This window comes from Cupriavidus sp. H19C3, from assembly GCF_049393815.1.
Classification (GTDB): domain Bacteria; phylum Pseudomonadota; class Gammaproteobacteria; order Burkholderiales; family Burkholderiaceae; genus Cupriavidus.
This window is the reverse complement of sequence record NZ_CP184985.1, coordinates 2016950-2043085: the sequence shown is the minus strand read 5'-3', so window position 1 is coordinate 2043085 and position 26136 is coordinate 2016950. Positions and strand designations below refer to the sequence as shown.

Sequence of the window (26136 nt, the reverse complement as noted above, 5' to 3'; positions counted from 1 at the left end):
GTACGGGGGGAGCCGCATCTCCTGTCACGGCTTCTTCTCGAACTCGAACGTGGGTGCCGCAGGTTCGGAATCCTGCGCCGGCACGTTCAGTTCCAGCGATCCGGGGCTGGACGCACCGCCGGCCGGCGCACCTCCCGGGGCCGGGATGTTCAGCGACGGCGCGCCACCGCCGCCATCGGCCGCGCCACTCGCCCGTCCCGTGCCGAGGTCGATATTGAGATCGCGCGAGATGCTTTGATCCTGCCTGGGCGCCTTGCCCGTGCTGACAATGCCCGGGAAAGCGATGATCAGCGCGACCATGACCAGCTGCAGGCCAACGAACGGCACCGCACCCCAGTAGATGTCGGTAGTCTTGACTTCGCGCGGCGCGACCGAGCGCAGGTAGAACAGCGAGAAGCCGAACGGCGGGTGCATGAACGACGTCTGCATGTTGACGGCGAGCAGCACGCCGAACCAGATCAGGTCGATGCCCAGCTTGTCCGCCACCGGGCCGACCAGCGGCACCAGGATAAAGGCGAGCTCGAAGAAGTCGAGGAAGAACGCGAGCAGGAAGAACAGGATGTTCACCGCGATCAGGAATCCGACCTCGCCGCCGGGCAGTGCGGTCAGCAGGTGTTCCACCCAGATATGGCCGTCCACGCCGTAGAACGTCAGCGAGAACACGCGCGCGCCGATCAGGATGAAAATCACGAACGACGACAGCTTGAGCGTCGACTCCATGGCCTGCCTGGTCAGGTCCAGGTTCAGGCGTCGCTTGATCAGGGCCAGGACCAGGGCGCCCAGCGCGCCCATGCCACCGCCTTCGGTCGGCGTGGCGATGCCGAGGAAGATCGTGCCGAGCACCAGGAAGATCAGCGCCAGCGGCGGGATCAGCACGAAGGTGACCTTCTCCGCCATCTGCGACAGCAGGTTCAGGCGCACCACGCGGTTGATGACCGCCACCACGAACGCGAACAGGATGCCGGCGCCGATGGCAATCACGAGGCGCTCGTCGAGCGGCCCCTCGGGTTTGTAGTACTTGTCCGCCAGCACGCCGACGATGATCGACAGCACCGCCAGGACCAGTACCGAGGTCGAGCCGGTCTTGCCGCTCGGCTCGCGGAAGGTACGCGCTTCGATCGGCAGCGCCGGCGCGGCGTTGGGACGGATCAGCGTGACCAGCAGCACATAGCCCATGTACATGCCGGTCAGGACCAGGCCGGGCACGAATGCGCCCTTGTACATGTCGCCCACCGAGCGGCCGAGCTGGTCGGCCAGCACGATCAGCACCAGCGACGGCGGAATGATCTGGGCGAGCGTGCCCGATGCCGCGATGACACCCGACGCGAGGCGCCGGTCGTACTTGTACTTGAGCATCAGCGGCAGCGAGATCAGGCCCATCGAGATGACGGACGCCGCTACCACGCCGGTGGTCGCCGCCAGCAGCGCGCCGACGAAGATCACGGCGTAGGCCAGGCCGCCCCGGATCGGACCGAACAGCTGCCCGATGGTATCGAGCAGGTCCTCGGCCATGCCGGACCGCTCGAGCACCAGGCCCATGAACGTGAAGAACGGAATGGCGAGCAGGGTGTCGTTCTCGATGATGCCGAACAACCGGTTGGGCAGCGCCTGCAGCAGTTCCGGCGGCAGCATGCCGAGCTCGATGCCGACAAACGCGAACAGCAGGCCGTTGGCGGCGAGCGCGAACGCGATCGGAAAGCCCGACATCAGGAACACGACCAGGCTGGCGAACATGATCGGTGCCATGTTCGCGGCAATGAATTGCATCATGGTGCCGTCCTCTTATTGTTTTGCCGACGGGCCGGCGTTGGCCTGCGCGATCGCGGCGATCTCGTCAGCCGGATCGGTCGCATGCTTGCGGAAGGCCGAGAACGGGATCAGGCCACGCAGGTATGCCACGCGCTTGATCAGTTCGGAGATGCCTTGCAGGATCATCAGAAAGAAACCCGCGACGATCAGGAACTTGGCCGGCCAGCGGATCAGGCCGCCCGCATTGCCGGACATTTCGTGGCCGGCATACGACAGCCAGAAATAAGGAATCGACAACCAGAGGATGATGCAGCAGATGGGCAGCAGGAACAGCAGCAGGCCCACGATATCGATCCACACCTGCTTGCGCTCCGACAGCCGGCCCGCCACCACATCGATGCGTACATGCTCGTCGCGGCGCAAGGTGTACGGCGCACCGAGCAGGAAGACGCCGGCGAACAGATACCACTGCATTTCGAGCCAGGCGTTGGAGCTGATACTGAGGCTATAGCGAATGATGGCGTTGCCGGCGCAGATGAGCACGGCAATCAGAATCAGCCATTTCGCCCACTGCCCAATGAAATCGTTCACGGCATCGATAAGCCGCGAGATTTTCATGAGGAAAGACATGTCATCATCCCTTGTGGAGATTGTTGGGTGGCGCGTTAGTCTACGTGTTTCGCCCCGCCGCTTCGCTAGGGTAAATCCCCAGTCCTTGACAATCCCGCCCCATTGTCGCGACGGCGTGAGCCTCGCGCCGGAAGCGGGGCAGCAGGGAGGAAAGCGCGCCAGGCCGCGTGGTAATGCGGGAGGTAAATCGGAAGGTAAATCGGGATAAGGCGGGGCTGCGGCCCGGGTGAAGCGGTGGGATGAAGCGGCGGGTGAAAGCGGAGAAGTAAAGCGGAGAAATAAGGCGGAGAAATAAGGCGGAGGGATAAAGCGCGGTGGGGCAGGAGGAGGGAGGGCGGAAGGGCTAGCCAGCGGAGAAGCGCGTCGCGGGGGCGGCAGGAAGCCGCCCCCGGCCAACCGGCGCGTGCTCAGGCGAGCGCGGCGCGTGCGGCAGCGATGGCCGCGCGCACCTGGTCGGGCGCGGTACCGCCGATATGATTGCGCGCGGCAACCGAGCCTTCGAGCGTCAGCACCGCGTGGACGTCGTCACCGATCAGCGACGCCTTGTCGCCGAGGCCCGAGGCGTCGCGCAGCTCGGCCACGCTCAGATCGGCCAGGTCGCAGCGACGTACGTCGCAGGCGCGCACGGCATGGGCCACGGCCTCGTGCGCATCGCGGAACGGCAGGCCGCGCTTGACCAGGTAGTCGGCGAGGTCGGTCGCGGTGGCGTAGCCCTGCAGCGCGGCGGCGCGCATGGCGTCCGGCTTGACGGTAATGCCGGGCACCATGTCGGCGAAGATGCGCAGCGTATCGGCCACGGTATCGACGGTGTCGAACAACGGCTCCTTGTCTTCCTGGTTGTCCTTGTTGTACGCGAGGGGCTGGCCCTTCATCAGCGTCAGCAGGCCGATCAGGTGGCCATTGACGCGACCGGTCTTGCCACGCGCGAGCTCGGGCACGTCGGGGTTCTTCTTCTGCGGCATGATCGAACTGCCCGTGCAGAAGCGGTCGGCGATGTCGATAAAGCCCACGCGCGGGCTCATCCACAGCACCAGTTCCTCGGAGAAGCGCGACACGTGCGTCATGACGAGCGCCGCGGCCGCGCAGAATTCGATGGCGAAGTCGCGATCGGAGACGGCGTCGAGCGAGTTGCGGCACACGCCGTCAAAGCCGAGCTGGCTGGCGACGAACTCGCGGTCGATCGGATAGCTGGTGCCGGCCAGCGCGGCGGCGCCCAGCGGCAGGCGATTGACGCGCTTGCGGCAGTCGACCATGCGCTCGGTGTCGCGCGTGAACATTTCCACATAGGCCAGCAGATGGTGGCCGAAGGTCACCGGCTGCGCCACCTGCAGGTGCGTGAAGCCCGGCAGGATGGTGTCGGCGTTGCGCTCGGCCAGATCCAGCAGCGCGCCACGCAGTGCGCCCAGCAGGCCGACGATGTTGTCGATCTCGCTACGCAGCCACAGGCGGATATCGGTCGCCACCTGGTCGTTGCGCGAACGGCCGGTATGCAGGCGCTTGCCCGCGTCGCCGACCAGCGCGGTCAGGCGCGCCTCGATATTCAGGTGGACGTCCTCGAGGTCGAGCTTCCATTCGAAGGCCCCCGACTCGATCTCGCCACGGATCTGGGTCATGCCGCGCTCGATCTCGGCGCGGTCGGCCTCGGCGATGATGCCCTGCCTTGCCAGCATGGCCGCATGGGCCAGCGAGCCCTGGATATCGAACAGTGCCAGGCGCTTGTCGAAAAAGACCGAAGCGGTATAGCGCTTGACGAGGTCGGACACCGGCTCCGTGAAGCGGGCGGACCAGGCTTCACCTTTCTTGGCGAGTTGGGAAGTCATGACGGCAGGGCGAAAAACGGGAAACCGCGATTATATCGCCCCGCGCGCCATGACCTGGCGTGTTACCCGCTATTGCGCAACCCGGCCGCCACACCGTTGATGGTCAGGTGGATTCCACGCCGCACGCGCACGTCGTCGCCGTCCTTGCCCGCGCGATACCGCTTGAGCAGCTCCACCTGCAAGTGATTGAGCGGATCGAGATACGCAAAGCGGTTCTTGATCGAACGCGCCAGCAACGGATTGTCGGCCAGCCGCTCGTGCCGGCCGGTGATCAGGCCGAGCATGTCGCAGGTGAGGTGCCATTCGGCGCTGATGCGCGCGAACACGGTCTTGCGCAGTGCCGCGTCCTCGCACAGCGCGGCGTAGCGCGAGGCCACCGCGAGATCGGTCTTGGCCAGCACCATGTCCATGTTGGACAGCAGCGTGGAGAAGAACGGCCAGTGCCTGACCATGCGGCGCAGCATGGCCTCGGTGGCCTTGCGCGCCTTGTCGTCGGGGGCGTCGTCGAGCAGGGCCTTGACCGCGCTGCCAAAGCCGAACCAGCCCGGCAACAGCAGCCGGCACTGCCCCCACGAGAAGCCCCACGGAATCGCGCGCAGGTCCTCGATGCGGCGATGCTTCTTGTCCATCAGCTTGCGCGAGGCCGGCCGCGAGCCGAGGTTGAGATCGGCGATTTCGGTGATCGGGGTGGTGGCGAAGAAGTAGTCCTTGAAGCCCGGGGTCTCGTAGACCAGGTGCCGGTACGCGCGGAACGCATGGTCGGAGAGCTGCTGCATGACGGCTTCGAACGCGGCCAGGTCCTTCGGCGCGTTCTGCGTGGGCAGCAACGAAGCCTCGAGCGTGGCGGCGATCACGGTCTCGAGATTGCGCCGGCCGATTTCCGCATTGGCAAACTTGCTGTTGATGATTTCGCCCTGCTCGGTCAGCCGGATCTGCCCGTTGACCGTGCCCGGCGGCTGCGACAGGATGGCCTGGTAGGTCGGACCGCCGCCACGGCCCACGGTGCCGCCGCGGCCGTGAAACAGGCGCAGCTTGACGCGCTTGGCGTCGAACAGCTTGACCAGCGCCAGCTCGGCCTTGTAGAGCTCCCAGTTGGAGGTGAGGAAACCGCCATCCTTGTTGGAGTCCGAGTAGCCAAGCATGACTTCCTGCTCGCCACCGTGGTGCGCGATCACCGGGCCGAAGCCAGGCAATTCCAGCAGCGATTGCATGATGCCGGCGGCGTTGCGCAAGTCCTCGATGGTTTCGAACAGCGGAATCACCATCAGCTCCATGCGAGCCGGATCGGTCTTGCTGCCCAGCGTGCCGCGCAGCATGCCGGCCTCTTTCTGCAGCAGCATGACCTCGACCAGGTCGGACAGCGTTTCCGTGTGGGAAATGATGTAGTTGCGCGCCACGCGATGGCCGTAGCGGGCGCGCAGTTGGCGCGCCATGGCCAGGATCGCCAGCTCGCTGCGGGTCTGCTCGGAGTACGCGTACCACGGCAGCGTGAGCAGGCGCGGCTGGCGTAACTCGTCCAGCAGCAGCGCGAGCTTGCGTGCTTCCGGCAGCGCCGCGTAGTCGGCCTCCACGCCGGCGGCGGCGAACAGCTCGGCGATCACCGCTTCGTGCACGTCGGACACCTGGCGCATGTCGATCGAGGCCAGGTGGAAGCCGAAGATCGAGATCGCGCGCGCCAGGGCATCGATGCGCTGGCGGGCCAGGGCCTCGCCATGATGCGCGCGCAGCGAGTGGATCACGATCTGCACGTCGGCGGCGAACGCCTCGGCATCGGCGTAGGGCTCCACGTCCGCCACCGGATGGCGCATGGTGGCATGGCCGGTCAGCTTGAGCGAGGTGGCGGCCAGGCGCGCATACATGCCGATCAGTGCGCGCCGGTACGGCTCGTCGGCGCGGTGGTCGGAATGATCGGGCGAGGCCGCGGCCAGCGCCATGAGCTCGGGGCTGGCCTCGACCATGAGCGACGACATCGACAGCTCGGCGCCGAGCGCGTGGAGCTCGTCGAGGTACCACTCGAGGATCAGCTGCGACTGCTGGCGCGCCGCGTGTTCGAGCGTATCGGCCGTGACGTTGGGATTGCCGTCGCGGTCGCCGCCGATCCACGACCCCATCTGCAGGAACGGCGCCAGCGGCGGCGGTACGCTGCCGGCGGTCTTGCCCTTGCGCGCGGCGGGGAACATCGCGGCGATGTCCTCCTCGAGCTCGCTCATCAGGCGCGGAATGCCGTGCAGGAAGGTGGTGCGGTAGTACGACAGCGCGTTCTCGATCTCGTCGACCACCATCAGCCGCGTATTGCGCAGCATGCGCGTCTGCCACAGCGTGGTGACGCGGGCGCGCAGCTGCGCGGTGTTGTGCTCGCGCTCGCGCGCCGTCATCGGCAGGTCGCGTTCGGCCAGCAGGCGCGCGATCTCGCGTTCGGCATCGAGAATGCTCTTGCGTTGCACCTCGGTCGGATGGGCGGTCAGCACCGGCACGATCAGCGCTTCGTCCAGGAAGGCGCGCAACTGCTTGCCGGTAACACCGGCGGCATCGATCGCCTCCAGCGCACGCGCGATGCTGCCTGGCTGCGCCGGCGAGCCCGCCAGCGCATGCACGCGCCGGCGCCGGTTGTGGTGCTGGTCCTCGGCGATATTGGCCAGGTGCGAGAAATAGCTGAATGCACGCACCACCGAGTTGGTCTGGTCGCGCGACAGCCGCTTGAGCAGGCGGTCGAGCTCGGCGCCGGCGGCGCGGTCGTTCTCGCGGCGGAAGCGTACCGCGGTCTGGCGAATCGTCTCGACCAGTTCGAACGCGGCTCCGCCTTCCTGCTCGCGCACACAGTCACCGAGCAGGCGGCCCAGGAAGCGGATGTCCTCGCGCAACGGCAGGTCCTTGTCCGCGCTGGGGCGGCGCGGTGTGGGGCGCGGTGTGGGGCGGGTGCTGCCGTCGGACGCGACCACGGTCAGCTTCGGTGTGTCCGGGGTGATGTCTGCACCGCTTTTAAGGGCATCCCGGCCGACGGCCCGCGCGCCGGCGGTTTTGGCGGCAGCCTTGGCGGCGGCTTTCGGCGAGACCTTCGAAGTCGCGTTCCCGGCGGCCTTCGTAGCGGCTTTGGCGGTCACCCTGGTGGACTGCCGCGCGGCGGCGGGGTCTGCGGGGGCTGGTGCGGCGGTCCGTGCGGTGGTTGGTGCGGTTGGTGCGGTGTCTTGTGCCGTGGAGTCGGTCCGGGCGGCGCTGGAGGGGGTACGGCCGGTGGGGCGCGCAGCAGGCTGCGTCATGCAATCTCCTCGTATGTCTTATGGGTCTGGGCCGACCCAGCGAGGGGCCGGCAAAGCCTTGGCACGCGCGGCGCTCCGGCTCCCTGAGGGGGCTGAAGCCAGGTCTGGAGCCGGTTCTGGGGCCATTGTCCTGCGTGCTAACATGCGCGCATGCAAGCACCCGCCTCTTCACCATCCTCCGCTGCGGCATCGCGCAGCCTTCCGCACAAGCTCGTGATCGCGTCTCGCGAAAGCCGGCTGGCAATGTGGCAGGCCGAACATGTGCGTGCTGCGTTGCAACAATACTATCCCGCGTGCGATGTGTCCATTCTGGGAATGACGACAAGGGGTGATCAGATTCTCGACAGGACGCTGTCCAAAGTGGGCGGCAAGGGTCTGTTCGTCAAGGAGCTGGAAGTCGCCATGGCGGAAGGGCGGGCCGATCTGGCCGTGCATTCGCTGAAGGATGTGCCGATGGAGCTGCCCGCGGGCTTTGCCCTGACGGCGGTGATGGAGCGCGAGGACCCGCACGACGCGCTGGTGTCGACGCAGTTCGCCTCGCTCGACGAGATGCCGCCCGGCACCGTGGTGGGCACCTCGAGCCTGCGCCGCGAGGCGGCGCTGCGCAGCCGCTATCCGCACCTCGTGATCAAGCCGCTGCGCGGCAATCTGGATACGCGTCTGGGCAAGCTCGATCGCGGCGAGTACGGCGCCATCATCCTCGCCGCCGCGGGCCTGAAGCGGCTTGGCATGGGTGACCGCATCCGTGCGCTGATCGGCCAGGAGGCGTCGCTGCCGGCGGCCGGGCAGGGCGCGCTCGGTATCGAGATCCGCGCGGATCGTCCCGAGCTGGCGGCCTGGCTGGCCCCGCTCAACCACGCGCCGACCGCGCTGGCAGTGCTGGCCGAGCGCGCGGTATCGCGCCGGCTGGGCGGTTCGTGCCAGGTTCCGCTCGGCGCCCATGCGCGCTGGCATGACACCGACCTGCAGCTCGATGCGTTCGTCGCCATGCCCGACGGCAGCCGCGGCGTGCGCGCGCATGCCATCACCACGGTGACGTCGGTGGCCGAGGCCGAGCAGCTTGGCGCGGCGGTGGCCGGCGATCTGCTGGGGCAGGGCGCCGCCGAGATCCTGGCCACGCTGGCCGCGCCCGATGGAGGTACGGCGGGTGCTGCGGATGCGGACCGGCAGTCGCCGGCCTGAGGATCGCGCATGCCTCGCCCGACCGTCGTCGTCACGCGACCTGCCGGGCAATCCCGGCAACTGACCGAGGCCTTGCAGGCCGACGGCATCAACGTACTCGGCTTTCCGCTGCTGGCGATCGGCCCGACCGACGATGACGGCCCGCTGCGGGCCGCGCTCGAGCGGCTGGCCGACTATGCCCTGGTGGTCTTTGTCAGTCCCAACGCGATTGCCTTCGCGCTGGACGCGCTGGCGCAAGTGCAGCAGGTACCCGTCGCGCATTGGCCCGCCGCGGTGCCGGTGGCCGTGGTCGGCCCGTCCTCGGTGGCGGCGCTGGCCGAGCGCGGCGTCGCGCCGCCTGCCCACACCGTGATTGCACCCGCCGGCGCCGAAGGCAATGGCGACGCGGCGCGCTTCGATTCGGAAGCGCTCTGGTCCCAGCTCGACAGGGCCCCGGGCGCGTACGCCGGTCGCCGCGTGCTGATCGTGCGCGGCAATGGCGGGCGCGACTGGCTGGGCGAGCGCCTGCGCGAAGCGGGTGCCACCGTGGAAGCGGTGGAGGCCTACCGCCGGACCCTGCCGGAGCCGAGCGGCATGCAATGGCAGGCCGTGCGCGACGGGCTCAAGCCCGATGCGCCGCCGCAGGCCTGGTTGCTGACCAGCTCCGAGGCCGTGCGTAATCTCGATGCCCTGGCGCATCTGCATCTCTCGCCGCAGGAGCTGACAAGGCTCAAACAGGTGCAGTGCATCACGCCGCATGCGAGAATTGCGGCGCAGGCCGAAGCGCTCGGATTTGCGCATATCATGCCGGCGTCGTCAGGGGATGCCGGTTTGCTGGCCGCCTGCCGGCAATGGGCCGAGGCCCATGCGGGTCCGATGCCCGAGCCCGCGCCGGCAGCGGCGCCCCTGGCGGTACCCGCGCCGATGCCCGCACCCGTGCCATCCCCGGTGTCGCCGCCCGCGCGCAATCCGGAACCGGCCGGGCACGCAGCGCCGTCCATTGCCACCCCAGTCGAGCCGCCTATAACGTCAACGAAGGTCGATCGCGTGACGACAGATAACCAGACCACTCACTCCGCCCCCGCCGCCACCGCACCGCCGGGCATGCCGCCGCACCCGTCCCACGGTGCCGGGCTTGCCCCGCGCCGCATGAATCCATGGTGGCTGCTGGCCGCCGTGCTGATCCTCGCCGTCGCCGGCGGCTTCTGGTGGCTCCAGCAGCGCGTGGAGCATCTCACCGAGGAACTGGCGCGGCGCCAGCAGAGCAACGACGCGCTGGTGCAGGAAACCCGCGTGCTGTCGCGCAATGCCCAGGACACCGTCAAGGAGCTGCAGGCCAAGGTCGGCGCGCTCGATGATCAGGTCGGCGAGACGCGCGACAAGCAGGCCGCGCTGGAACAGGTCTACCAGGACCTCATGCGCAATCGCGACGACTGGGAGATCGCGGAGATCCAGCAGTTGCTGACCAACGCCGGGCAGCAACTGCAGCTGACCGGCAACGTGCAGGTGGCGCTGGCCGCGCTGCAGAGCGCCGACGGCCGTCTTGCCCGCACCGACAAGCCGCAGTACAACCTGCTGCGGCGTGCCATCGCGCGCGATATCGCGCGCATGAAGGCGGTGCCCGACACCGACCTCACCGGGGCCGCCATCAAGCTAGACGAGTCGATCAACCAGATCGACGCGCTGCCGCTGATCTCCAGCGAGCGCATGCTCGACCGCCAAGGCGCCCCGGCAGCGCAGGCGAGCCCGGCCGGCACCCCCGCGCAGCCCGCGGGCAATGTCCTGGTACGGCTGTGGGACTACGTGCGCGACGAGCTGGCCCAGGTGATCCGCATCCGCAAGGTCGACGATGCCAACGCGCTGCTGCTCTCGGGGGACCAGGGCTGGTTCCTGCGCGAGAACGTCAAGCTGCGCCTGCTCAACGCGCGCCTGGCGTTGCTGTCGCGTAACGAACCCGTATTCCGTAACGACCTGGCCGCCGCGCAGCACATGATCACGCGCTACTTCGATGTGCGCTCGCGCCGTGTGCAGGGCGTGCTGACACTGCTCAAGCAGGCCCAGGCGAGCGCGGTCACGGTCACGTTGCCGACCATGGCCGAGAGCCTCGGTGCGCTGCGCGCACTCAAGAAGGAGTAGCGCATGCGTCTTCTGTTCTGGGTCGCGGTCCTGTTCGGCGGCGCTGTCGGGCTGGCGCTGTTCACGCAGTTCAACCACAGCAATGTGGTGCTGTTCTATCCGCCGTATCGCGTCGAGCTGTCGTTGAACCTGGCGCTGGCGCTGCTGCTGCTGGCGTTCTTTGCCGCCTGGACCGTGCTGTCCACCATCCGCCATCTGTCCGAAATGCCGCGCCGGGCGGCCGCATACCGCGAGCGCAGCCGCATGAGCAAGGCCCAGGCGGCGCTACGCGAGTCCATCGAGAACCTGTTCGCCGGCCGCTTCGCACGTGCCGAACGCGCGGCACGCGACGCGCAGGCGTGGCCGGAGCAGTCGCAGACCGCTGCGCTGATCGGGGCGCGCGCCGCCCACCGGATGCAGGAGTCCGAGCGCCGCGATAGCTGGATGGCGCAGGTGACGGACCCGGAGCGCGAGCAGGCACGCCTGGTCTCGATGGCCGAACTGCTGGTCGACGCGCGCGATGCCGAGGGCGCGCTGGAGACCATCGCCCAGCTGCAGGCGCAGGGCGGCCGCCAGATTCACGTCCAGCGCATTGCGCTGCGCGCCCACCAGCATCTCAAGAACTGGTCGGAAGTGCTGCGGCTGGCGCGCTCGCTCGAAAAGCGGAATGCGCTGCATCCGGTCCTGGCCCTGCGGCTCAAGCAGATGGCGGTGGAGGCGATGCTGGAGGAACGCCGCCACGATGCCGACGCCCTGTCGTATTTCTGGAAGTCGCTGTCAGTGGACGAACGCCGCGCCGTGCGCATCGCGGAGCCGGCCGCGCGCTATTTCTCGGCGCTCGGCCAGCAGAACGAGGCACGCCGGATCGTCGAGGAAGCGCTCAAGTACAACTGGGACAGCCGGCTTGTGCAGCGCTATGCGGACTGCGCGCAGCCGGGCCACGCGCTGCCGCAGATCCAGCAGGCCGAGCAATGGCTCACCCAGCATCCGAACGATGCCGACCTGTACTACACGCTTGGCGTGCTGTGCCTGGGCGAGCAGTTATGGGGCAAGGCGCAGTCGAACTTCGAACGCGCCCTCAAGTACGCGGACCCGGAAGTGCAACGCCGCCTGCGGGTGCGCGCACACCTGGCGCTGGCCCGGCTCTACGAGGAGACCGACCGGCCGGAGGACGCGCAGCGCCATTACCGCGAAAGCGCGATGCTAGCGGCCTGATGTCGCGATCGGATGTCGCGATCTGATACCGTGACCTGATACGGCGACCTGAGGTTGCGACCTGAGGTTGCGACCTGAGGTTGCGACCTGAGGTTGCGGCATGAGGGCACGGCGGAGTGAAGCGGCGACCCTCACCGCTTCTTCACCACCGCATAGCGCTCCAGCGTTTCCATTCGCGCCAGCTCGTGCCGCACCAGCGGCCGCGGGTAATTGTCCCCCAGCCTGACCCCCGCCGCGGCGAGCACGGACTCCGGCGCAGTCCATGGCGCGTGGATGTACTTGTCGGGCAGCTCGGCAAGCACCGGCAGATAGCGGCGAATGAAGCGACCTTCCGGGTCAAATTTCTCCGACTGCGTCACTGGATTGAAGATGCGGAAGTACGGCTGCGCATCGCAGCCGCTCGACGCCGCCCACTGCCAGCCGCCGTTGTTGCTGGAAAACTCGAAATCCGTCAGTTGGTCGGCGAAGTACTGTTCGCCGCGCCGCCAGTCCACGCCCAGGTCCTTGATCAGGAAGCTCGCCGTCACCATGCGCAGCCGGTTATGCATGTAGCCGCTCTGCGCGATCTGCAGCATGGCCGCGTCGACCAGCGGATAACCGGTGCGCGCGGTGCGCCAGGCCTCGAACAGGCTGTCGGCGGTGGCCGGATCGGCCCAGCGCAGGCGATCGTAGTCGGGATGGAACGACCGGCCCTCCGCCACGCGCGGATGGTGATGCAGGATCATGAAATAGAAGTCGCGCCAGATCAGTTCGGACAGCCATACCGCGGCGCCGGCCGCGTCCTTGCCGCCAGCGAGCGTCAGTTCGTGCGCGGCGCGTGCGAGCGCGCGGATCGAAATCGTGCCGAAGCGCAGGTGGACCGACAGGTAGCTCGGCCCGCGCAGGGCCGGGTAATCGCGCCGCTGTCCGTATTCGCCAATACGGTGCAGAAATTCCTGGAACAGCGCCTGGGCGCCGTCGCTGCCCGTCGGCATGGCCAGCTCGGCCAGGTTGCTGGTGTCGAAGCCTAGCGCCGCGAGGGTCGGCACCGGTTGGTCCCAATCCTTCGGTACCGGCGCCAGAGCCCGCATATAGGGCGCGATCGGGTACGGACGGAGGTCGAAGGGCTGCACCGTGCGCAACCAGGCGTTCTTGTACGGTGTGAAGACCGAAAACGGCTGGCCCTGGCCGGTCAGCACTTCGTCGCCTTCGAAGATGGTCTGGTCCTTGAAGGTGAAGAAGCGCCGGCCGTCCGCCGCGAGGGCCGCTTCGACCTCGGCATCGCGCGCCCGCGCCGCGGGCTCGTAGTCGTGATTGGCGAAGACGGCCGCGGCGCCGAGCGCGCGTGCCAGTGCCGGTATCGCCTGGCGTGCGTGCTGGTGGCGCACGATGAGTCCGCCACCGCCCTGGGCCAGTGCGTCGCGCAACGGCGCCAGCGAGCGCAGGATGAACTCGACGCGGCGGTCGCGCTGGAGCCCGCGCGCCAGCAGCGGGTCGAGAATTTCGCGGTCGAACACGAATACACACCATACCTGCGCACAATGCTTGAGGGCATAATGCAGCGCCGCATGATCCTCGGCGCGCAGGTCGCGCCGGAACCAGACCAGGCCGCGGTCGAACCGTGCATCGATATGGTACGGCTGGCGGCCCCGGCCATCGGAAGGGGAAACGAATGGAGATGTCGACATAGCCATAACCTAACATGGCAAAACGCTGCCGCATCATCGGCGGACAATCCTCGTACCAATCGCCGCACCAATCGCCGCACCAATCGCCGTACTATCTCGTCGTCGATCTTGCTTCAGGAAAACCGTAGGACATCATGACACTCGACCGTATTCTGCAATCCCAGGGCTTTGGCACGCGCCGCTATTGTGGTGACCTGATCGCCGCCGGACTGGTCGAGGTCGAGGGCCAGGTCTGTGACGACCCGCGCGCGAGCTTCGAGGTCGACGGCCTGCGCCTGACCGTCGACGGCGAGCCATGGATCGCCTGCACCCGCGCTTACCTCATGCTTCACAAGCCTACCGGCTACGAGTGCTCGCAGCGCCCGCGTCACCATCCGAGCGTATACAACCTGCTGCCGGTGCCGCTGCGCCAGCGCGAGGTGCAGGCGGTGGGACGGCTCGATCACGACACCACCGGTCTGCTGTTGCTGACGGACGACGGACAGTTCATCCACGCCCACACCTCGCCCAAGCGCAAAGTACCCAAGGTCTACGAGGTCACGACGGCCGAGCCGGTCACGGCCGCGCAGGTGGAGGCCCTGCGCACGGGCGTGCAGCTCGACGACGAACCGGCCCCGCTGGCCGCCGATGCCTGCGAGGCGACCGGCGAATACAGCTTGCGGCTGACCCTGCTGCAGGGCAAGTACCATCAGGTCAAGCGGATGGTGGCGGCGGCCGGCAATCACGTGGCCGCCCTCCATCGCAGCGCGATTGGCGGGTTGACGCTCGATCCGGCGCTGGCACCCGGAGCGTGGCGCTGGCTGACGCCGGAAGACCTTGCGGCAATCAGGGGTTAAGGCATGGGGGACGCCCGTGCGGCGCCCCCCAGAAGTTTTCCGGTCGTCCGGCAGCGATTTGATAAAATGGAAGTCATGGCGAAGCCCGAAGCCCCCCTCATCAATCTCACCAATCAATTCCTGATTGCCATGCCCGGCATGGCCGATCCGACCTTTTCGGGTTCCGTTGTCTACCTTTGCGAGCACAATGAGCGCGGCGCGCTCGGTCTGGTGATCAACCGGCCGATCGACATCGACATGGCCACGCTGTTCGACAAGATCGATCTCAAGCTCGAAATCCAGCCCGTGGCGCACCAGCCGGTCTACTTTGGCGGCCCCGTTCAGACCGAGCGGGGCTTTGTGCTGCATGACCCCGTGGGGGTCTACGTATCGTCCCTGGCGGTGCCGGGCGGGCTCGAGATGACGACCTCGAAGGACGTGTTGGAGGCGGTAGCCAACGGCAGCGGGCCGCACCGGTTCCTGCTTACGCTCGGCTATGCCGGCTGGGGCGCCGGACAGCTCGAGGAGGAGCTCAGCCGCAATGGCTGGCTGACGGTCCAGGCCGATCCCGAGATCATCTTCAGCGTGCCGCCCGAGGAACGGTTCAATGCCGCCATCCGGCTGCTGGGCATCGATATCGCAATGTTGTCCGGAGAGGCAGGGCATGCCTGAGCAGGCGGGGCCCACAGTGCCCCGCGACGGCACGGTCCTCGCCTTCGATTACGGCGAACGGAAAATCGGCGTGGCCTTGGGGAATTTCATCACCCGCCAGGCCCGCCCGCTCGGTATCTTGCCCAATGTCACCGTGGAGGCGCGTTTCGAAGCCGTGGCCGCGCTCATCGGCGAATGGTCGCCGGTACAGTTGGTGGTCGGCATGCCGGTCAATCCCGAAGCGGGCCCGGACGACCCCGAGCAGGCCTCGATGCGGCTCGCGCGCCGCTTCGGCAATCAGCTCAACGGCCGCTTCGGGCTGCCGGTGGCGTGGGTCGACGAACGCTATTCCTCGCGCATGGCCGCCATGGCCGGGGCGCAACGTGGCGCGCTCGATGCGGAAGCCGCCCGTATCATCCTGCAACAGTATTTCGACGAGCTTCCCCTATGACACAGACCTCTTCTCCCGACGCCGAGGCGCTCTATCACGCGCTGCGCGACCAGGCCCAGGCGCTGATGCCATCCGCGGACCGCGCGCACTGGTCGATTGCCGGCATTCACTCGGGCGGCGCCTGGATTGCCGAGCGCCTGGCCGCGGACCTGAAGCTCGGTGGGCACGGCGTCATCAACGTGGCCTTCCACCGCGACGATTACGCCAAGAAGGGACTGCACAGCCAGGCTGAGCCGACCACGCTGCCGTTCGACGTGCAGGACCGCAATATCCTGCTGATCGACGACGTGCTGGCCACCGGCCGCACCATCCGCGCCGCCGTCAACGAACTGTTCGACTACGGCCGCCCGGCGCGCGTCGCGCTGGCGGTGCTGGCCGACCGGGGTGGGCGCCAGTTGCCGATCGCCGCAGACTTCGCCGCCGCCACCGTCGAGGTGGCTGCGGGCAGCACGCTGGTGCTGTCGCGCGAGGGCGAGGGCGGCGCGACCCGCTTCACCTTCGCCACCGAGGCACGTGCCTGAATTCATTCGAACCATCCCGACCCAGTCCGACCCCGCCCGCGCCTGACCTGCCATGACCAAGATGTTCCGCAACCCGCAGCTGACCAAGAACGGTGAGCTCAAGCACCTGTTGTCGATCGAGGGGCTGTCGCGTGACATGATCACGCACATCCTCGATACTGCCAGCCAGTTCGTCTCGCTGTCCGACTCCGACCGCGACGTGAAGAAGGTGCCCCTGCTGCGCGGCAAGAGCGTGTTCAACCTGTTCTTCGAAAACTCGACCCGCACGCGTACCACCTTCGAGATCGCCGCCAAGCGGCTGTCGGCGGACGTGCTGAACCTGAACATCAACGCGTCCTCGACCAGCAAGGGCGAGTCGCTGCTCGACACCATCAACAACCTGTCGGCGATGTCGGCCGACATGTTCGTGGTGCGCCATGCGAGCTCGGGCGCGCCGTACCTGATTGCCGAGCACGTGGCGCCGCACGTTCACGTGATCAACGCCGGCGACGGCCGGCATGCGCACCCGACGCAGGGCCTGCTGGACATGTACACGATCCGGCATTTCAAGCAGGACTTCACCAACCTGACGGTTGCCATCGTCGGCGACATCCTGCACTCGCGGGTGGCGCGTTCCGATATCCATGCACTGACCACGCTCGGCGTGCCCGAAGTGCGCGCGATCGGCCCGCGCACGCTGCTGCCGTCCGGTCTGGAGCAGATGGGCGTGCGGGTGTTCCACAACATGGAGGAAGGCCTCAAGGGCGTGGACGTGGTGATCATGCTGCGACTGCAGAACGAGCGCATGAGCGGCGCGCTGCTGCCGTCGGCGCAGGAATACTTCAAGGCGTACGGCCTCACGCCCGAGCGCCTGGCGCTGGCCAGGCCCGATGCGATCGTGATGCACCCGGGCCCGATGAACCGCGGCGTGGAGATCGACTCGGCCGTGGCGGACGGCCCGCAATCGGTGATCCTCAACCAGGTGACCTTCGGCATCGCGGTGCGCATGGCCGTGATGGGCATTGTCGCGGGTAACAACGACTGAGCCGGCCGCCAGAACAACACGACATTCGCAAGCGACTCGACATGAAGATTCACATCCAGGGTGGCCGCCTGATCGATCCGGCCGCGAACCTCGACGCCGAGCAGGATCTCTTTATTGCCGCCGGCAAGATCGTCGGGGTGGGCCGCGCGCCCACCGATTTCTCCGCCAACAAGACCGTCGACGCCAGGGGGCTGATTGTGTGCCCGGGTCTGGTCGACCTGTCCGCCCGGCTGCGCGAGCCGGGCTACGAATACAAGGCCACGCTCGAATCGGAGGTGGCGGCAGCCACCGCCGGTGGCGTGACGAGTCTGGTCTGCCCGCCTGACACCGACCCCGTGCTCGACGAACCGGGCCTGGTGGAAATGCTCAAGTTCCGGGCGCGCACGCTGAACCAGACGCACGTCTACCCGCTCGGCGCGCTGACCGTCGGCCTCAAGGGCGAGTCGCTGACGGAGATGGGGCAACTGACCGAAGCCGGCTGCGTCGGCTTCAGCCAGGCGGAGGCGCCGATCCGCGACACCAAGGTGCTGCAGCGTGCGATGCAGTATGCGCAGACTTTTGGCTTTACGCTGTGGCTGCGCCCCGAGGACCCGTTCCTCGGCGGCGGCGTGGCGGCCAGCGGTCCGGTGGCTTCGCGGCTCGGGCTGTCGGGCGTCTCGGTGATCGCCGAGACCGTGCGCCTGCATACGATCTTCGAACTGATGCGTGCCACCGGTGCACGTGTCCACCTGTGCCGCCTGTCGTCGGCGGCCGGCCTGGAACTCGTGCGCCAGGCACGCAAGGAAGGGCTGGCGGTGACGTGCGACGTGAACATCCATCACGTCTCGCTGACCGATATGGACATCGGCTTCTTCAACAGCCAGATGCGCTTCACCCCGCCGCTGCGCAGCGCGCGCGACCGCGACGCCATCGTCACCGCGCTCGCCGACGGCACCATCGACGCACTGTGCTCGGATCACACCCCCGTGGACGACGACGAGAAGCTGCTGCCGTTCGCCGAGGCGTCGCCGGGCGCCACCGGGCTCGAGCTGTTATTGCCGCTGACGCTGCGCTGGGCGCGCGAGCACAACGTGCCGCTGGTGAAGGCGCTGGCGCGCATCACCAGCGAGCCCGCCCGGGTGATCGGCCTCGATACGGGTTCGCTGGTTGCGGGTACCACAGCCGATATTTGCGTGTTCGATCCGAAGCTGATGTGGAAGGTGGAACGCAAGTCGCTGAAGAGCCAGGGCAAGAACTCGCCGTGGCTCGGCTACGAGATGGAAGGGCGCGTACGCATGACGCTGGTCGCGGGTCAGGTGGTCTATGACGCGCGCGAGGCACGCTGAGCGCGGGCAGATATCATGATCGCGCTGCGCAAGCTCGTTCTGTTTCTCCACATCCTGCATGGCATGCTGGTGTGCGCGACCATCTTTCCGTTTATCGGCAAGGAAGCGCGCCGCCGGCGTATCCGCGCGTGGTCCCTGAAAATGCTGGCGATCTGCGGGGTCGAGTTCGAACTGGACGACCGCCGCGCCAGCAAGACGCTGCCGCCGGGCGCGATGCTGGTGTCGAACCATATCTCGTGGCTCGACATCTACGTGATTCACTGCTGGGAGCCGACGCGCTTCGTGGCCAAGTCCGAGATCCGCGGCTGGCCCGTGATCGGCTGGCTATGCGACAAGACCGGCACCATCTTCATCGAACGCGCGAACAAGCGCGACGCGCACCGCGTATTGCACCAGATCGCGGGCGAGATGAAGAAGGGCGATCTGGTCGGCGTGTTTCCCGAAGGCACCACGACGGACGGCTCGAAGGTGCTGCCGTTTCACGCCAACCTGCTACAGGCGCCGGTCTCGGAAGGCATTCCCGTGCAGCCGGTGGGCCTGAGCTATATCGACGCCGCCACGGGCGAGACGGCCATTGCGCCGGCGTATATCGACGACATTACGCTGCTGCAATGCCTCGATTCGATTCTGCGCGCGCCGAAGATCAAGGCCCGGCTGACGATCGGCGAGGAACTGCGGTCAGAAGGGTTGGGACGCCGGGAACTGGCGGAAACGGCGCGGGCGATGGTTCTGGACTTGTGCGGTGGGGCCGCCACGCCTGCCGCGGTGCCGGACGTCGCACCCGGGCTGGGCGCAACGTCCTAGGTCAGCGGATCGCGATACTGCGGACAGTCGATCTGGACCAGCTCGCGCTGCGCGGGATCGACCGCGAGCCTGGCCGCGGTCAGCTGCCCCCCCCAGACGCATCCGGTATCAAGCGCCATCAGGTCCGGACGCATGACGAGGCCGAGCGTCGACCAATGTCCGCAGACCACGGTCACGTCGGCCGTGCGACGGCCCGGCACGTCAAACCACGGCATCATGCCCGAGGGCGCGCTGCCCGGCCTTTCCTTGGTCTTGAGATCCATCACACCATCGGCGCTGCAGTAGCGCAGGCGCGTCAGCGCGTTGACGATGACGCGATGCCGTTCGATGCCACGCAGGCCATCGTGCCACCTGTCGGCGGAGTTGCCGAAGACATCGGCGAGGAAGCCCTGCCAGTTTGGGCCGCGCAGTTGCTCCTCGACCTCGGCAGCGAGATCGATGACTTGGTCCGCGCTCCATTGGGGGAGGACGCCGGCGTGGACGATTAGATACCCCGCCTCACGGATCGCCATGGGGCGGTGCCGCAGCCAGGTGATTATTTCGGCACTATCGGCGGCGTTGAGGATATCGTCGAGCGTGTCCGATTTGCTCTTTTTCCGGTCGCCGATCGATACGGCCAGGAGATGGATATCGTGGTTGCCGAGCACGGATTCGGCGCGATTGCCCTGCGCTCGGACGATGCGGAGTGTGTCAAGAGAGGCTGGGCCGCGGTTGACGAGGTCGCCGACGAAGCGTAACCGGGCTCCGACGGGCAGCCGGCTCAGCAGCGTCTGGAGGGAGGGCGCGCAGCCCTGCAGGTCGCCGACCGCGAATTTGCTCTCGGATGTGGAATGGGCAACAGACATCGGGGAGTTCTGCGTTAATCGTGCGGAATGAGTTGTAAATGTGCGCAACCCTTGCGTGTGGGCGGCTGAATCCAAAGCGGTCTTGCGAACCGTTACAAAAAGTTAGGCCATGTATCAGGGTTGAGGTCTGCGGTCATATAGAATAGCGCCACTTCCCAAAAGGACTTAGAAAATGCCGCCATCCCACTGGATCAGGCGGCCACTCGATTATTGTCGAGAACTCGAAACATATCGATAAGCAGGGAGCGAAAGTTTTGTCGAATATTCTTGTCACCGGCGGAGCGGGGTTCATCGGAGCGAATTTTGTTCTGAGCTGGCTCGCTCGGCCTGCCGCCGACGGGGTCGTCAACGTCGACAAGCTGACGTACGCCGGAAATCTCAAGACGCTCGCCGCACTCGAGGGAGACAGTCGCCACGTCTTCTCGCAAACCGACATCTGCGATCGCTCCGGGCTCGACCGGTTGCTGGCCGAGCATCGGCCACGCGCGGTCGTGCACTTTGCCGCGGAAAGCCACGTCGACCGGTCCATTCACGGCCCCGGAGAATTTATTCAGACCAATATCGTCGGCACGTTTACGCTGCTGGAGGCCGTACGCGCCTATTGGAACGGTCTCGATGACACCGCTCGGGCGGAATTTCGGTTCCTGCACGTATCGACGGACGAGGTATTCGGATCCCTGGGGCCGGCAGACCCGCAGTTTTCGGAAACTACCGCTTACGCACCGAATAGCCCGTACTCGGCGTCCAAGGCTGCATCGGATCACTTGGTGCGCGCTTACTTTCATACGTACGGCCTACCGGTCGTGACGACGAACTGCTCGAACAACTACGGCCCGTATCATTTCCCCGAGAAGCTGATCCCGCTGATGATCACCAACGCCCTCGCGGGCAAGCCGCTGCCGGTCTATGGCGACGGACAGAACGTGCGCGACTGGCTCTACGTCGGCGATCATTGCAGCGCCATTCGGGAAGTGCTCGCGCGCGGGCGTCTCGGCGAGACGTACAACATTGGCGGTTGGAACGAGAAGAGCAATCTCGAGGTGGTGCACACGCTGTGCGACCTGCTCGACGCGCTGAGGCCGAAGTCCGCGGGGTCGTATCGGGACCAGATCGAGTTCGTGAAGGACCGGCCTGGCCACGACCGGCGTTATGCCATCGACGCGCGCAAGCTGGAGCGCGAACTGGGCTGGAAGCCGGCCGAGACCTTCGAGACAGGTATGCGCAAGACGGTGGAGTGGTATCTTGCCAATGAGCCGTGGGTGCAGGATGTGATTTCCGGTGAGTACCGGAACTGGATCGCAAAGCAATATGCAGCATAAGGCGGCGGCAACTCCGACTGTTCTTGTAACAGGAAGCAACGGCCAAGTCGGATTCGAGCTGCGCCGGAGCCTGGCGCCGCTCGCCAAGGTTGTGGCGCTTGACCGGAATGCCTGCGACCTGTCGGACCCGCAGGGTATACGCCGCGTCGTGCGCGAAGTGCGCCCCGACGTGATCGTCAATGCGGCAGCCTACACGGCCGTGGACAAGGCGGAGACCGAGTCCGCGCTGGCCTATGCGATCAACTGCACGGCACCCGGCATCCTGTCCGAATTGGCGCACGAGGCAGGCAGCCTATTCGTGCATTACTCCACGGACTACGTGTTCGCGGGCGACGGCACGAGACCTTATACCGAGCAGGATCAGGTCGGGCCGCTCTCCGTTTATGGCAAGAGTAAGCTCGCGGGCGAGCAGGCGATTGCTGATTCCGGCGCGCAGGCGATCGTGTTCCGTACGTGCTGGGTGGCTGGCGCGCATGGCGGCAATTTCGCCAAGACCATGCTCAGGCTCGGTCGCGAGTGCGATGTGCTGCGCGTAATCGCCGACCAGTTTGGCGCGCCCACGACGGCCTCCCTGATCGCCGATGTGACCGCACACGTTGTCGATCGAGCATGGTTGCATGGCGATCGCACTGCATTTCCCGGTGGCATCTATCATCTGGCCGCGTCGGGCGAGACCTCATGGCATGGCTATGCGACGGAGGTGCTCCGTTACGCGGCAAGCCGCGGTGTTGTGCTGAAGGCGGATCCATCGGCGATCGAGGCGATCCCGGCCACCGCCTACCCGCTGCCGGCCGTTCGGCCCGCCAATTCCCGGTTGGATACGGGCAAGCTGCGGGCAACCTTCGACATCCACCTTCCGGACTGGCAGTACGGTGTGCGGCACCTGCTCGACCAGATCCTTTCCTGATACCGCCCCATGCGTAAAGGCATCATTCTGGCCGGAGGCTCCGGTACCCGGCTCTACCCGATCACGTTGTCGGTGTCGAAGCAGCTCCTGCCAGTCTACGACAAGCCGATGATCTACTATCCGCTGACGACGCTGATGCTGGCGGGGATTCGCGACATCCTGATCATCTCCACCCCGGAAGACACGCCACGTTTTGCAGCCATGCTCGGCGATGGCAGCAGGTGGGGCATCAATCTGCAGTACGCCGAGCAGCCGTCGCCCGACGGGCTCGCGCAGGCGTTCCTGATCGGTCGCGACTTCGTCGGCAACGACTCGTCGACGCTGATCCTCGGGGACAACATCTTCTTCGGGCACGATCTGGTCGGTCAGCTCTCCCGCTCGGCCGCCCAGGACCAGGGCGCGACCGTGTTTGCTTATCACGTGCACGATCCGGAGCGCTACGGTGTCGTGTCGTTCGACGAGAACTTCCGCGCCGTGTCGCTCGAGGAGAAGCCGGTGAACCCCAAATCGCACTATGCGGTAACTGGGCTCTACTTCTACGACAATCAAGTTTGCGATATTGCTGCCGATATCGAACCATCCGCGCGCGGCGAGCTCGAAATTACGGACGTCAACAAGCGCTACCTCGACATGAACCAGCTTGAGGTCGAGATCATGGGCCGCGGCTATGCATGGCTCGATACGGGCACGCACGACTCGCTGCTCGAGGCGGCCAGTTTCATTGCCACGCTGCAGAACCGGCAGGGGCTGATGGTGGCGTGTCCGGAAGAGATTGCTTACCGGAGCAAGTGGATCAGTGCGGAACAGGTGGAGCAGCTCGCGGCGCCGTTGCTGAAGAACGCTTACGGCAAGTACCTCAAACACATTGTTTCGGAATCCATCAAATGAGTCTGCGCATCGTTGAAACCGGGATTCCCGAGGTCGTTGTCGTCGAGCCAAAAGTCTTTGGCGACGCGCGTGGTTTCTTTCTGGAGAGCTTCAATCAGGAAGCCTTTGCCGAGGCTGCAGGTGTGCGGGCGGCGTTCGTACAGGATAATCACAGTCGTAGCGTCAAGGGTGTGCTGCGTGGCCTGCACTATCAGATCCAGCAGCCGCAGGGCAAGCTGGTGCGAGTAGTGCGTGGCAGCGTCTTTGACGTCGCCGTGGATATCCGTAAGCGCTCCGCAACATTCGGCAAATGGGTCGGCGTGGAATTGAGCGAGAACAACCATCGCCAGCTTTGGGTGCCGCCGGGTTTCGCCCATGGCTTCCTCGTGCTATCCGACTCCGCCGATTTTCTCTACAAGACAACTGATTATTATGCGCCGCAGTTCGAGCGCACGATCGCGTGGAACGATCCGGAGATCGGTATTGTCTGGCCGGAACTGGATGTCGCGCCGCTGCTGTCGGCGAAGGACCAGGCCGGTGCCAGCCTTTCCACGGCGGATTTGTTCGAATAAGACTGCCGGCCCGGCGGTCCCAAGAGGCGCCGGCTCCGCTAATGTCGTTGCTACCCTTCTCAAGCATGAACCTGAATCAAGCAAAAATCGCAATCATCGGTCTAGGCTATGTGGGTTTGCCCTTGGCCGTCGAATTCGGCAAGCGACGCCACGTGATCGGCTTCGACATCAACCAGGCTCGCATCGCCGAACTCAATAGCGGCAAGGACGGCACGCTTGAGGTGAGTCCGGAAGAGCTCGCGGAAGCTTCGCACCTGCAGTACAGCAACGACATCGAAGCGCTGCGCAATTGCCAGGTGTTCATCGTGACCGTGCCGACGCCGGTTGACAAGGCAAACCGCCCCGACATGACGCCGCTGGTCAAGGCAAGCGAGACTGTGGGCAAGGTGATGCCGCAGGGAGCCGTCGTCATCTACGAATCGACCGTGTATCCTGGTGCGACGGAAGAAGTCTGCGTGCCGGTGCTGGAGCAGTTCAGCGGAAAGACGTTCAACCAGGATTTCTTCTGCGGCTATAGCCCCGAGCGGATCAATCCCGGCGACAAGCAGCACCGCCTGCCCACGATCCGCAAGGTAACCAGCGGCAGCACGCAGGAAGTGGCAGAGGCCGTGGACCAGCTCTACGCGCAGATCATCACCGCCGGCACGCACAAGGCTAGCAGCATCAAGGTGGCGGAAGCGGCGAAGGTCATCGAGAACACGCAGCGCGACGTCAACATCGCGCTGATGAACGAACTCAGCCTGATTTTTCACCGGCTCGGCATCGATACGCTCGAGGTGCTGGAAGCCGCGGGCACCAAGTGGAATTTCCTGCCGTTTCGTCCGGGTCTCGTCGGTGGCCACTGCATCGGCGTCGACCCCTACTATCTGACGCACAAGGCGCAGGAAGTTGGCTATCACCCCGAGGTGATCCTCGCGGGCCGCCGCATCAACGACAACATGGCTGCCCACGTCGCCGATGAAACGGTGAAGCTGATGTTGCGCAAGAATCAGCCGGTGCTGGGCAGCAAAGTTCTGGTGCTGGGCCTGACTTTCAAGGAAAACTGCCCGGACGTGCGCAATACGAAGGTTGTGGACATCGTGCGCGCGCTGCAGAGCTACAACGCCGAGGTAGACGTCTACGATCCGTGGATCAACCTCGATGAAGCCGAGCACGAGTACGGCCTTACATGTCTCGCGCAGATGCCGCTCGCCGGAACGTATGCGGCGATCGTGTTGGCTGTGGGACATCGCGAGTTCGTAGCGATGGGCGAGCAGGGGATCAAGAGGCTGGGCGTGCCCGGCGCTGTGTTGTTCGACGTCAAGAGCATTCTTCCCTACGGAACGGCCGACGGCCGCCTGTGACCTTTCGGACTTCCTCATGACGAATGCATTCGAACAACTGAAGTGGCGCCTGAATGACGAGGCGCATGTCTGGCTGATCACCGGCGTGGCCGGCTTCATCGGCAGCAATCTTCTCGAAACGCTGCTGCAGCTCAACCAGCGCGTGGTAGGCCTCGACAACTTTGCTACGGGCCATCAGCGCAACCTAGACGAGGTGCGCGGTGCGGTAACGCCCGCGCAGTGGGACAACTTCCGCTTCATCGAGGGCGATATCCGCAAGCTCGAGGATTGCCAGCGCGCGATGACATTCGCCGGGGGCGACACCGGCGCGCTCGCGGTCGAGTACGTGCTGCACGAAGCCGCGCTCGGTTCGGTGCCGCGCAGCCTGAAGGATCCGATCACAACCAACGCCGTGAATATCGACGGATTCCTGAACATGCTGGTGGCCGCGCGCGATGCCGGCGTGAAGAACTTCGTCTACGCTGCGAGCAGCAGCACGTATGGCGACCATCCGGGTCTGCCAAAGGTGGAAAATCGTATCGGCAAGCCGTTGAGCCCGTATGCAGTGACCAAGTACGTCAACGAACTGTATGCCGACGTGTTTGCGCGCTGCTATGGATTCAATTCCATCGGCCTGCGGTACTTCAATGTATTCGGCAAGCGCCAGGATCCGGAAGGCGCCTACGCGGCGGTCATCCCGAAGTGGACGGCTGCGCTGATCCAGGGCGATGACGTGTTTATCAATGGCGACGGCGAGACTAGCCGCGACTTCTGCTACGTGAAGAACGTCATACAGATCAATCTTCTGGCGGCAATGACGGAGAACGCCGAAAGCCTGAATCAGGTCTACAACGTAGCCGTCGGCGATCGCACGACGCTCAATACGCTCTACGACCTCCTCAAGGCAAACCTGCAGGCGCATGGCGTCAGCGACAGGGTGCGGCCGATCTACCGCGACTTCCGAGCGGGCGACGTGCGGCACAGCCAGGCGGATATCGGCAAGGCCACGCGCCTGCTCGGCTACGCCCCCACGCATCGTCTGCGCGACGGGATCGCGGAGGCCATGCCGTGGTACGTGGCGTTCGCGTGACCGTCAGTC

Annotated in this window: 22 protein-coding genes; 16 read left to right on the top strand and 6 right to left on the bottom strand. The window is 65.9% G+C overall.

Annotated elements, in window-relative coordinates; all coding sequences use genetic code 11:
- Positions 1 to 24 precede the first annotated feature (24 nt).
- From DFLDMN_RS09505 to ppc, 4 genes are all read right to left on the bottom strand, one after another.
- On the bottom strand, positions 25 to 1770 hold the full coding sequence (locus DFLDMN_RS09505; protein WP_423198218.1) for a TRAP transporter large permease: 1746 nt from the start codon (positions 1768 to 1770) through the stop codon (positions 25 to 27).
- A gap of 12 nt (positions 1771 to 1782) precedes the next feature.
- Positions 1783 to 2379, bottom strand: coding sequence for a TRAP transporter small permease subunit (locus tag DFLDMN_RS09500; RefSeq protein ID WP_423198217.1), 597 nt, complete (start codon positions 2377 to 2379; stop codon positions 1783 to 1785).
- A 407-nt stretch (positions 2380 to 2786) separates the two neighbouring features.
- On the bottom strand, positions 2787 to 4199 hold the full coding sequence (gene argH / locus DFLDMN_RS09495; protein ID WP_423198216.1) for an argininosuccinate lyase: 1413 nt from the start codon (positions 4197 to 4199) through the stop codon (positions 2787 to 2789).
- Positions 4200 to 4261: 62 nt separating this feature from the next.
- Positions 4262 to 7456 (bottom strand): phosphoenolpyruvate carboxylase, encoded by a 3195-nt coding sequence (ppc, locus tag DFLDMN_RS09490; RefSeq protein WP_423198215.1) that lies wholly within the window; start codon positions 7454 to 7456, stop codon positions 4262 to 4264.
- A gap of 150 nt (positions 7457 to 7606) precedes the next feature.
- Here ppc and hemC point away from each other — a divergent pair, with 150 nt between their 5' ends.
- Genes hemC through DFLDMN_RS09475 form a run of 3 tightly spaced genes read left to right on the top strand, consistent with a single transcriptional unit; the run spans position 7607 to position 11947 of the window.
- On the top strand, positions 7607 to 8638 hold the full coding sequence (gene hemC, locus DFLDMN_RS09485; protein WP_423198214.1) for a hydroxymethylbilane synthase: 1032 nt from the start codon (positions 7607 to 7609) through the stop codon (positions 8636 to 8638).
- 9 nt (positions 8639 to 8647) lie between these two features.
- Entirely contained in the window at positions 8648 to 10753 is a 2106-nt protein-coding gene (gene hemDX / locus DFLDMN_RS09480) for a uroporphyrinogen-III synthase (RefSeq protein ID WP_423198213.1), read from the top strand.
- A 3-nt stretch (positions 10754 to 10756) separates the two neighbouring features.
- On the top strand, positions 10757 to 11947 hold the full coding sequence (locus tag DFLDMN_RS09475) for a heme biosynthesis HemY N-terminal domain-containing protein (RefSeq protein ID WP_423198212.1): 1191 nt from the start codon (positions 10757 to 10759) through the stop codon (positions 11945 to 11947).
- 131 nt (positions 11948 to 12078) lie between these two features.
- Here the strand turns inward: DFLDMN_RS09475 and DFLDMN_RS09470 are convergent, their stop codons facing one another.
- The gene (locus DFLDMN_RS09470) at positions 12079 to 13614 is read right to left on the bottom strand and encodes a cryptochrome/photolyase family protein (protein WP_423198211.1); all 1536 of its coding nucleotides are present in this window, start codon (positions 13612 to 13614) and stop codon (positions 12079 to 12081) included.
- Positions 13615 to 13748: 134 nt separating this feature from the next.
- Here DFLDMN_RS09470 and DFLDMN_RS09465 point away from each other — a divergent pair, with 134 nt between their 5' ends.
- From DFLDMN_RS09465 to DFLDMN_RS09435, 7 genes are all read left to right on the top strand, one after another.
- A complete protein-coding gene (locus DFLDMN_RS09465) occupies positions 13749 to 14450 on the top strand; it encodes a pseudouridine synthase (RefSeq protein WP_423198210.1) in 702 nt (233 codons plus the stop codon).
- A gap of 75 nt (positions 14451 to 14525) precedes the next feature.
- Positions 14526 to 15101: a YqgE/AlgH family protein gene (locus DFLDMN_RS09460; protein ID WP_423198209.1), complete on the top strand. Its 576-nt coding sequence runs from the start codon at positions 14526 to 14528 to the stop codon at positions 15099 to 15101.
- Positions 15094 to 15531, top strand: coding sequence for a RuvX/YqgF family protein (ruvX, locus tag DFLDMN_RS09455; protein WP_423198208.1), 438 nt, complete (start codon positions 15094 to 15096; stop codon positions 15529 to 15531). Before DFLDMN_RS09460 ends, ruvX begins: the two co-directional genes overlap by 8 nt.
- A complete protein-coding gene (gene pyrR / locus DFLDMN_RS09450; protein ID WP_423198207.1) occupies positions 15528 to 16052 on the top strand; it encodes a bifunctional pyr operon transcriptional regulator/uracil phosphoribosyltransferase PyrR in 525 nt (174 codons plus the stop codon). Before ruvX ends, pyrR begins: the two co-directional genes overlap by 4 nt.
- A gap of 52 nt (positions 16053 to 16104) precedes the next feature.
- A complete protein-coding gene (locus DFLDMN_RS09445; RefSeq protein WP_423198206.1) occupies positions 16105 to 17076 on the top strand; it encodes an aspartate carbamoyltransferase catalytic subunit in 972 nt (323 codons plus the stop codon).
- A gap of 41 nt (positions 17077 to 17117) precedes the next feature.
- Positions 17118 to 18401, top strand: a complete 1284-nt coding sequence (locus DFLDMN_RS09440) for a dihydroorotase (protein ID WP_423198205.1) — start codon at positions 17118 to 17120, stop codon at positions 18399 to 18401.
- Between the two features lie 15 nt (positions 18402 to 18416).
- Complete coding sequence (locus DFLDMN_RS09435) at positions 18417 to 19205, top strand: lysophospholipid acyltransferase family protein (RefSeq protein ID WP_423198204.1); 789 nt, start codon at positions 18417 to 18419, stop codon at positions 19203 to 19205.
- Here DFLDMN_RS09435 and DFLDMN_RS09430 read toward each other — a convergent pair.
- Positions 19202 to 20050 (bottom strand): symmetrical bis(5'-nucleosyl)-tetraphosphatase, encoded by an 849-nt coding sequence (locus tag DFLDMN_RS09430; RefSeq protein ID WP_423198203.1) that lies wholly within the window; start codon positions 20048 to 20050, stop codon positions 19202 to 19204. The genes DFLDMN_RS09435 and DFLDMN_RS09430 overlap by 4 nt on opposite strands.
- A gap of 254 nt (positions 20051 to 20304) precedes the next feature.
- Here DFLDMN_RS09430 and rfbB point away from each other — a divergent pair, with 254 nt between their 5' ends.
- The 6 genes from rfbB to DFLDMN_RS09400 all read left to right on the top strand — a co-directional run bounded on the left by rfbB (position 20305) and on the right by DFLDMN_RS09400 (position 26127).
- Complete coding sequence (rfbB, locus tag DFLDMN_RS09425; protein ID WP_423198202.1) at positions 20305 to 21369, top strand: dTDP-glucose 4,6-dehydratase; 1065 nt, start codon at positions 20305 to 20307, stop codon at positions 21367 to 21369.
- The gene (gene rfbD / locus DFLDMN_RS09420; protein WP_423198201.1) at positions 21359 to 22276 is read left to right on the top strand and encodes a dTDP-4-dehydrorhamnose reductase; all 918 of its coding nucleotides are present in this window, start codon (positions 21359 to 21361) and stop codon (positions 22274 to 22276) included. Before rfbB ends, rfbD begins: the two co-directional genes overlap by 11 nt.
- Before the next feature lie 9 nt (positions 22277 to 22285).
- Positions 22286 to 23164 (top strand): glucose-1-phosphate thymidylyltransferase RfbA, encoded by an 879-nt coding sequence (gene rfbA, locus DFLDMN_RS09415; RefSeq protein WP_423198200.1) that lies wholly within the window; start codon positions 22286 to 22288, stop codon positions 23162 to 23164.
- Positions 23161 to 23715 carry a dTDP-4-dehydrorhamnose 3,5-epimerase gene (gene rfbC / locus DFLDMN_RS09410; RefSeq protein WP_423198199.1) on the top strand — a complete coding sequence of 185 codons (555 nt, stop codon included), beginning with the start codon at positions 23161 to 23163 and terminating at the stop codon, positions 23713 to 23715. The genes rfbA and rfbC overlap by 4 nt, the downstream gene beginning before the upstream one ends.
- Positions 23716 to 23780: 65 nt before the next feature.
- Complete coding sequence (gene tviB / locus DFLDMN_RS09405; protein ID WP_423198198.1) at positions 23781 to 25058, top strand: Vi polysaccharide biosynthesis UDP-N-acetylglucosamine C-6 dehydrogenase TviB; 1278 nt, start codon at positions 23781 to 23783, stop codon at positions 25056 to 25058.
- Positions 25059 to 25074: 16 nt separating this feature from the next.
- On the top strand, positions 25075 to 26127 hold the full coding sequence (locus DFLDMN_RS09400) for an NAD-dependent epimerase/dehydratase family protein (RefSeq protein ID WP_423198197.1): 1053 nt from the start codon (positions 25075 to 25077) through the stop codon (positions 26125 to 26127).
- Positions 26128 to 26136: the final 9 nt, after the last annotated feature.

What these genes read in the sequence shown, in the direction of transcription:
- DFLDMN_RS09445 (WP_423198206.1), top strand. Translation starts at nt 16,105, where the DNA reads ATGACCAAGATGTTCCGCAACCCGCAGCTGACCAAGAACGGTGAGCTC.
- pyrR (WP_423198207.1), top strand. Translation starts at nt 15,528, where the DNA reads ATGACACAGACCTCTTCTCCCGACGCCGAGGCGCTCTATCACGCGCTG.
- ppc (WP_423198215.1), bottom strand. Translation starts at nt 7,456, where the DNA reads ATGACGCAGCCTGCTGCGCGCCCCACCGGCCGTACCCCCTCCAGCGCC.
- hemC (WP_423198214.1), top strand. Translation starts at nt 7,607, where the DNA reads ATGCAAGCACCCGCCTCTTCACCATCCTCCGCTGCGGCATCGCGCAGC.
- DFLDMN_RS09400 (WP_423198197.1), top strand. Translation starts at nt 25,075, where the DNA reads ATGACGAATGCATTCGAACAACTGAAGTGGCGCCTGAATGACGAGGCG.
- ruvX (WP_423198208.1), top strand. Translation starts at nt 15,094, where the DNA reads ATGCCTGAGCAGGCGGGGCCCACAGTGCCCCGCGACGGCACGGTCCTC.
- rfbC (WP_423198199.1), top strand. Translation starts at nt 23,161, where the DNA reads ATGAGTCTGCGCATCGTTGAAACCGGGATTCCCGAGGTCGTTGTCGTC.
- hemDX (WP_423198213.1), top strand. Translation starts at nt 8,648, where the DNA reads ATGCCTCGCCCGACCGTCGTCGTCACGCGACCTGCCGGGCAATCCCGG.
- DFLDMN_RS09440 (WP_423198205.1), top strand. Translation starts at nt 17,118, where the DNA reads ATGAAGATTCACATCCAGGGTGGCCGCCTGATCGATCCGGCCGCGAAC.
- rfbD (WP_423198201.1), top strand. Translation starts at nt 21,359, where the DNA reads ATGCAGCATAAGGCGGCGGCAACTCCGACTGTTCTTGTAACAGGAAGC.
- tviB (WP_423198198.1), top strand. Translation starts at nt 23,781, where the DNA reads ATGAACCTGAATCAAGCAAAAATCGCAATCATCGGTCTAGGCTATGTG.
- DFLDMN_RS09435 (WP_423198204.1), top strand. Translation starts at nt 18,417, where the DNA reads ATGATCGCGCTGCGCAAGCTCGTTCTGTTTCTCCACATCCTGCATGGC.
- rfbA (WP_423198200.1), top strand. Translation starts at nt 22,286, where the DNA reads ATGCGTAAAGGCATCATTCTGGCCGGAGGCTCCGGTACCCGGCTCTAC.
- DFLDMN_RS09500 (WP_423198217.1), bottom strand. Translation starts at nt 2,379, where the DNA reads ATGTCTTTCCTCATGAAAATCTCGCGGCTTATCGATGCCGTGAACGAT.
- DFLDMN_RS09460 (WP_423198209.1), top strand. Translation starts at nt 14,526, where the DNA reads ATGGCGAAGCCCGAAGCCCCCCTCATCAATCTCACCAATCAATTCCTG.
- DFLDMN_RS09505 (WP_423198218.1), bottom strand. Translation starts at nt 1,770, where the DNA reads ATGATGCAATTCATTGCCGCGAACATGGCACCGATCATGTTCGCCAGC.
- argH (WP_423198216.1), bottom strand. Translation starts at nt 4,199, where the DNA reads ATGACTTCCCAACTCGCCAAGAAAGGTGAAGCCTGGTCCGCCCGCTTC.
- DFLDMN_RS09465 (WP_423198210.1), top strand. Translation starts at nt 13,749, where the DNA reads ATGACACTCGACCGTATTCTGCAATCCCAGGGCTTTGGCACGCGCCGC.
- DFLDMN_RS09470 (WP_423198211.1), bottom strand. Translation starts at nt 13,614, where the DNA reads ATGTCGACATCTCCATTCGTTTCCCCTTCCGATGGCCGGGGCCGCCAG.
- DFLDMN_RS09430 (WP_423198203.1), bottom strand. Translation starts at nt 20,050, where the DNA reads ATGTCTGTTGCCCATTCCACATCCGAGAGCAAATTCGCGGTCGGCGAC.
- DFLDMN_RS09475 (WP_423198212.1), top strand. Translation starts at nt 10,757, where the DNA reads ATGCGTCTTCTGTTCTGGGTCGCGGTCCTGTTCGGCGGCGCTGTCGGG.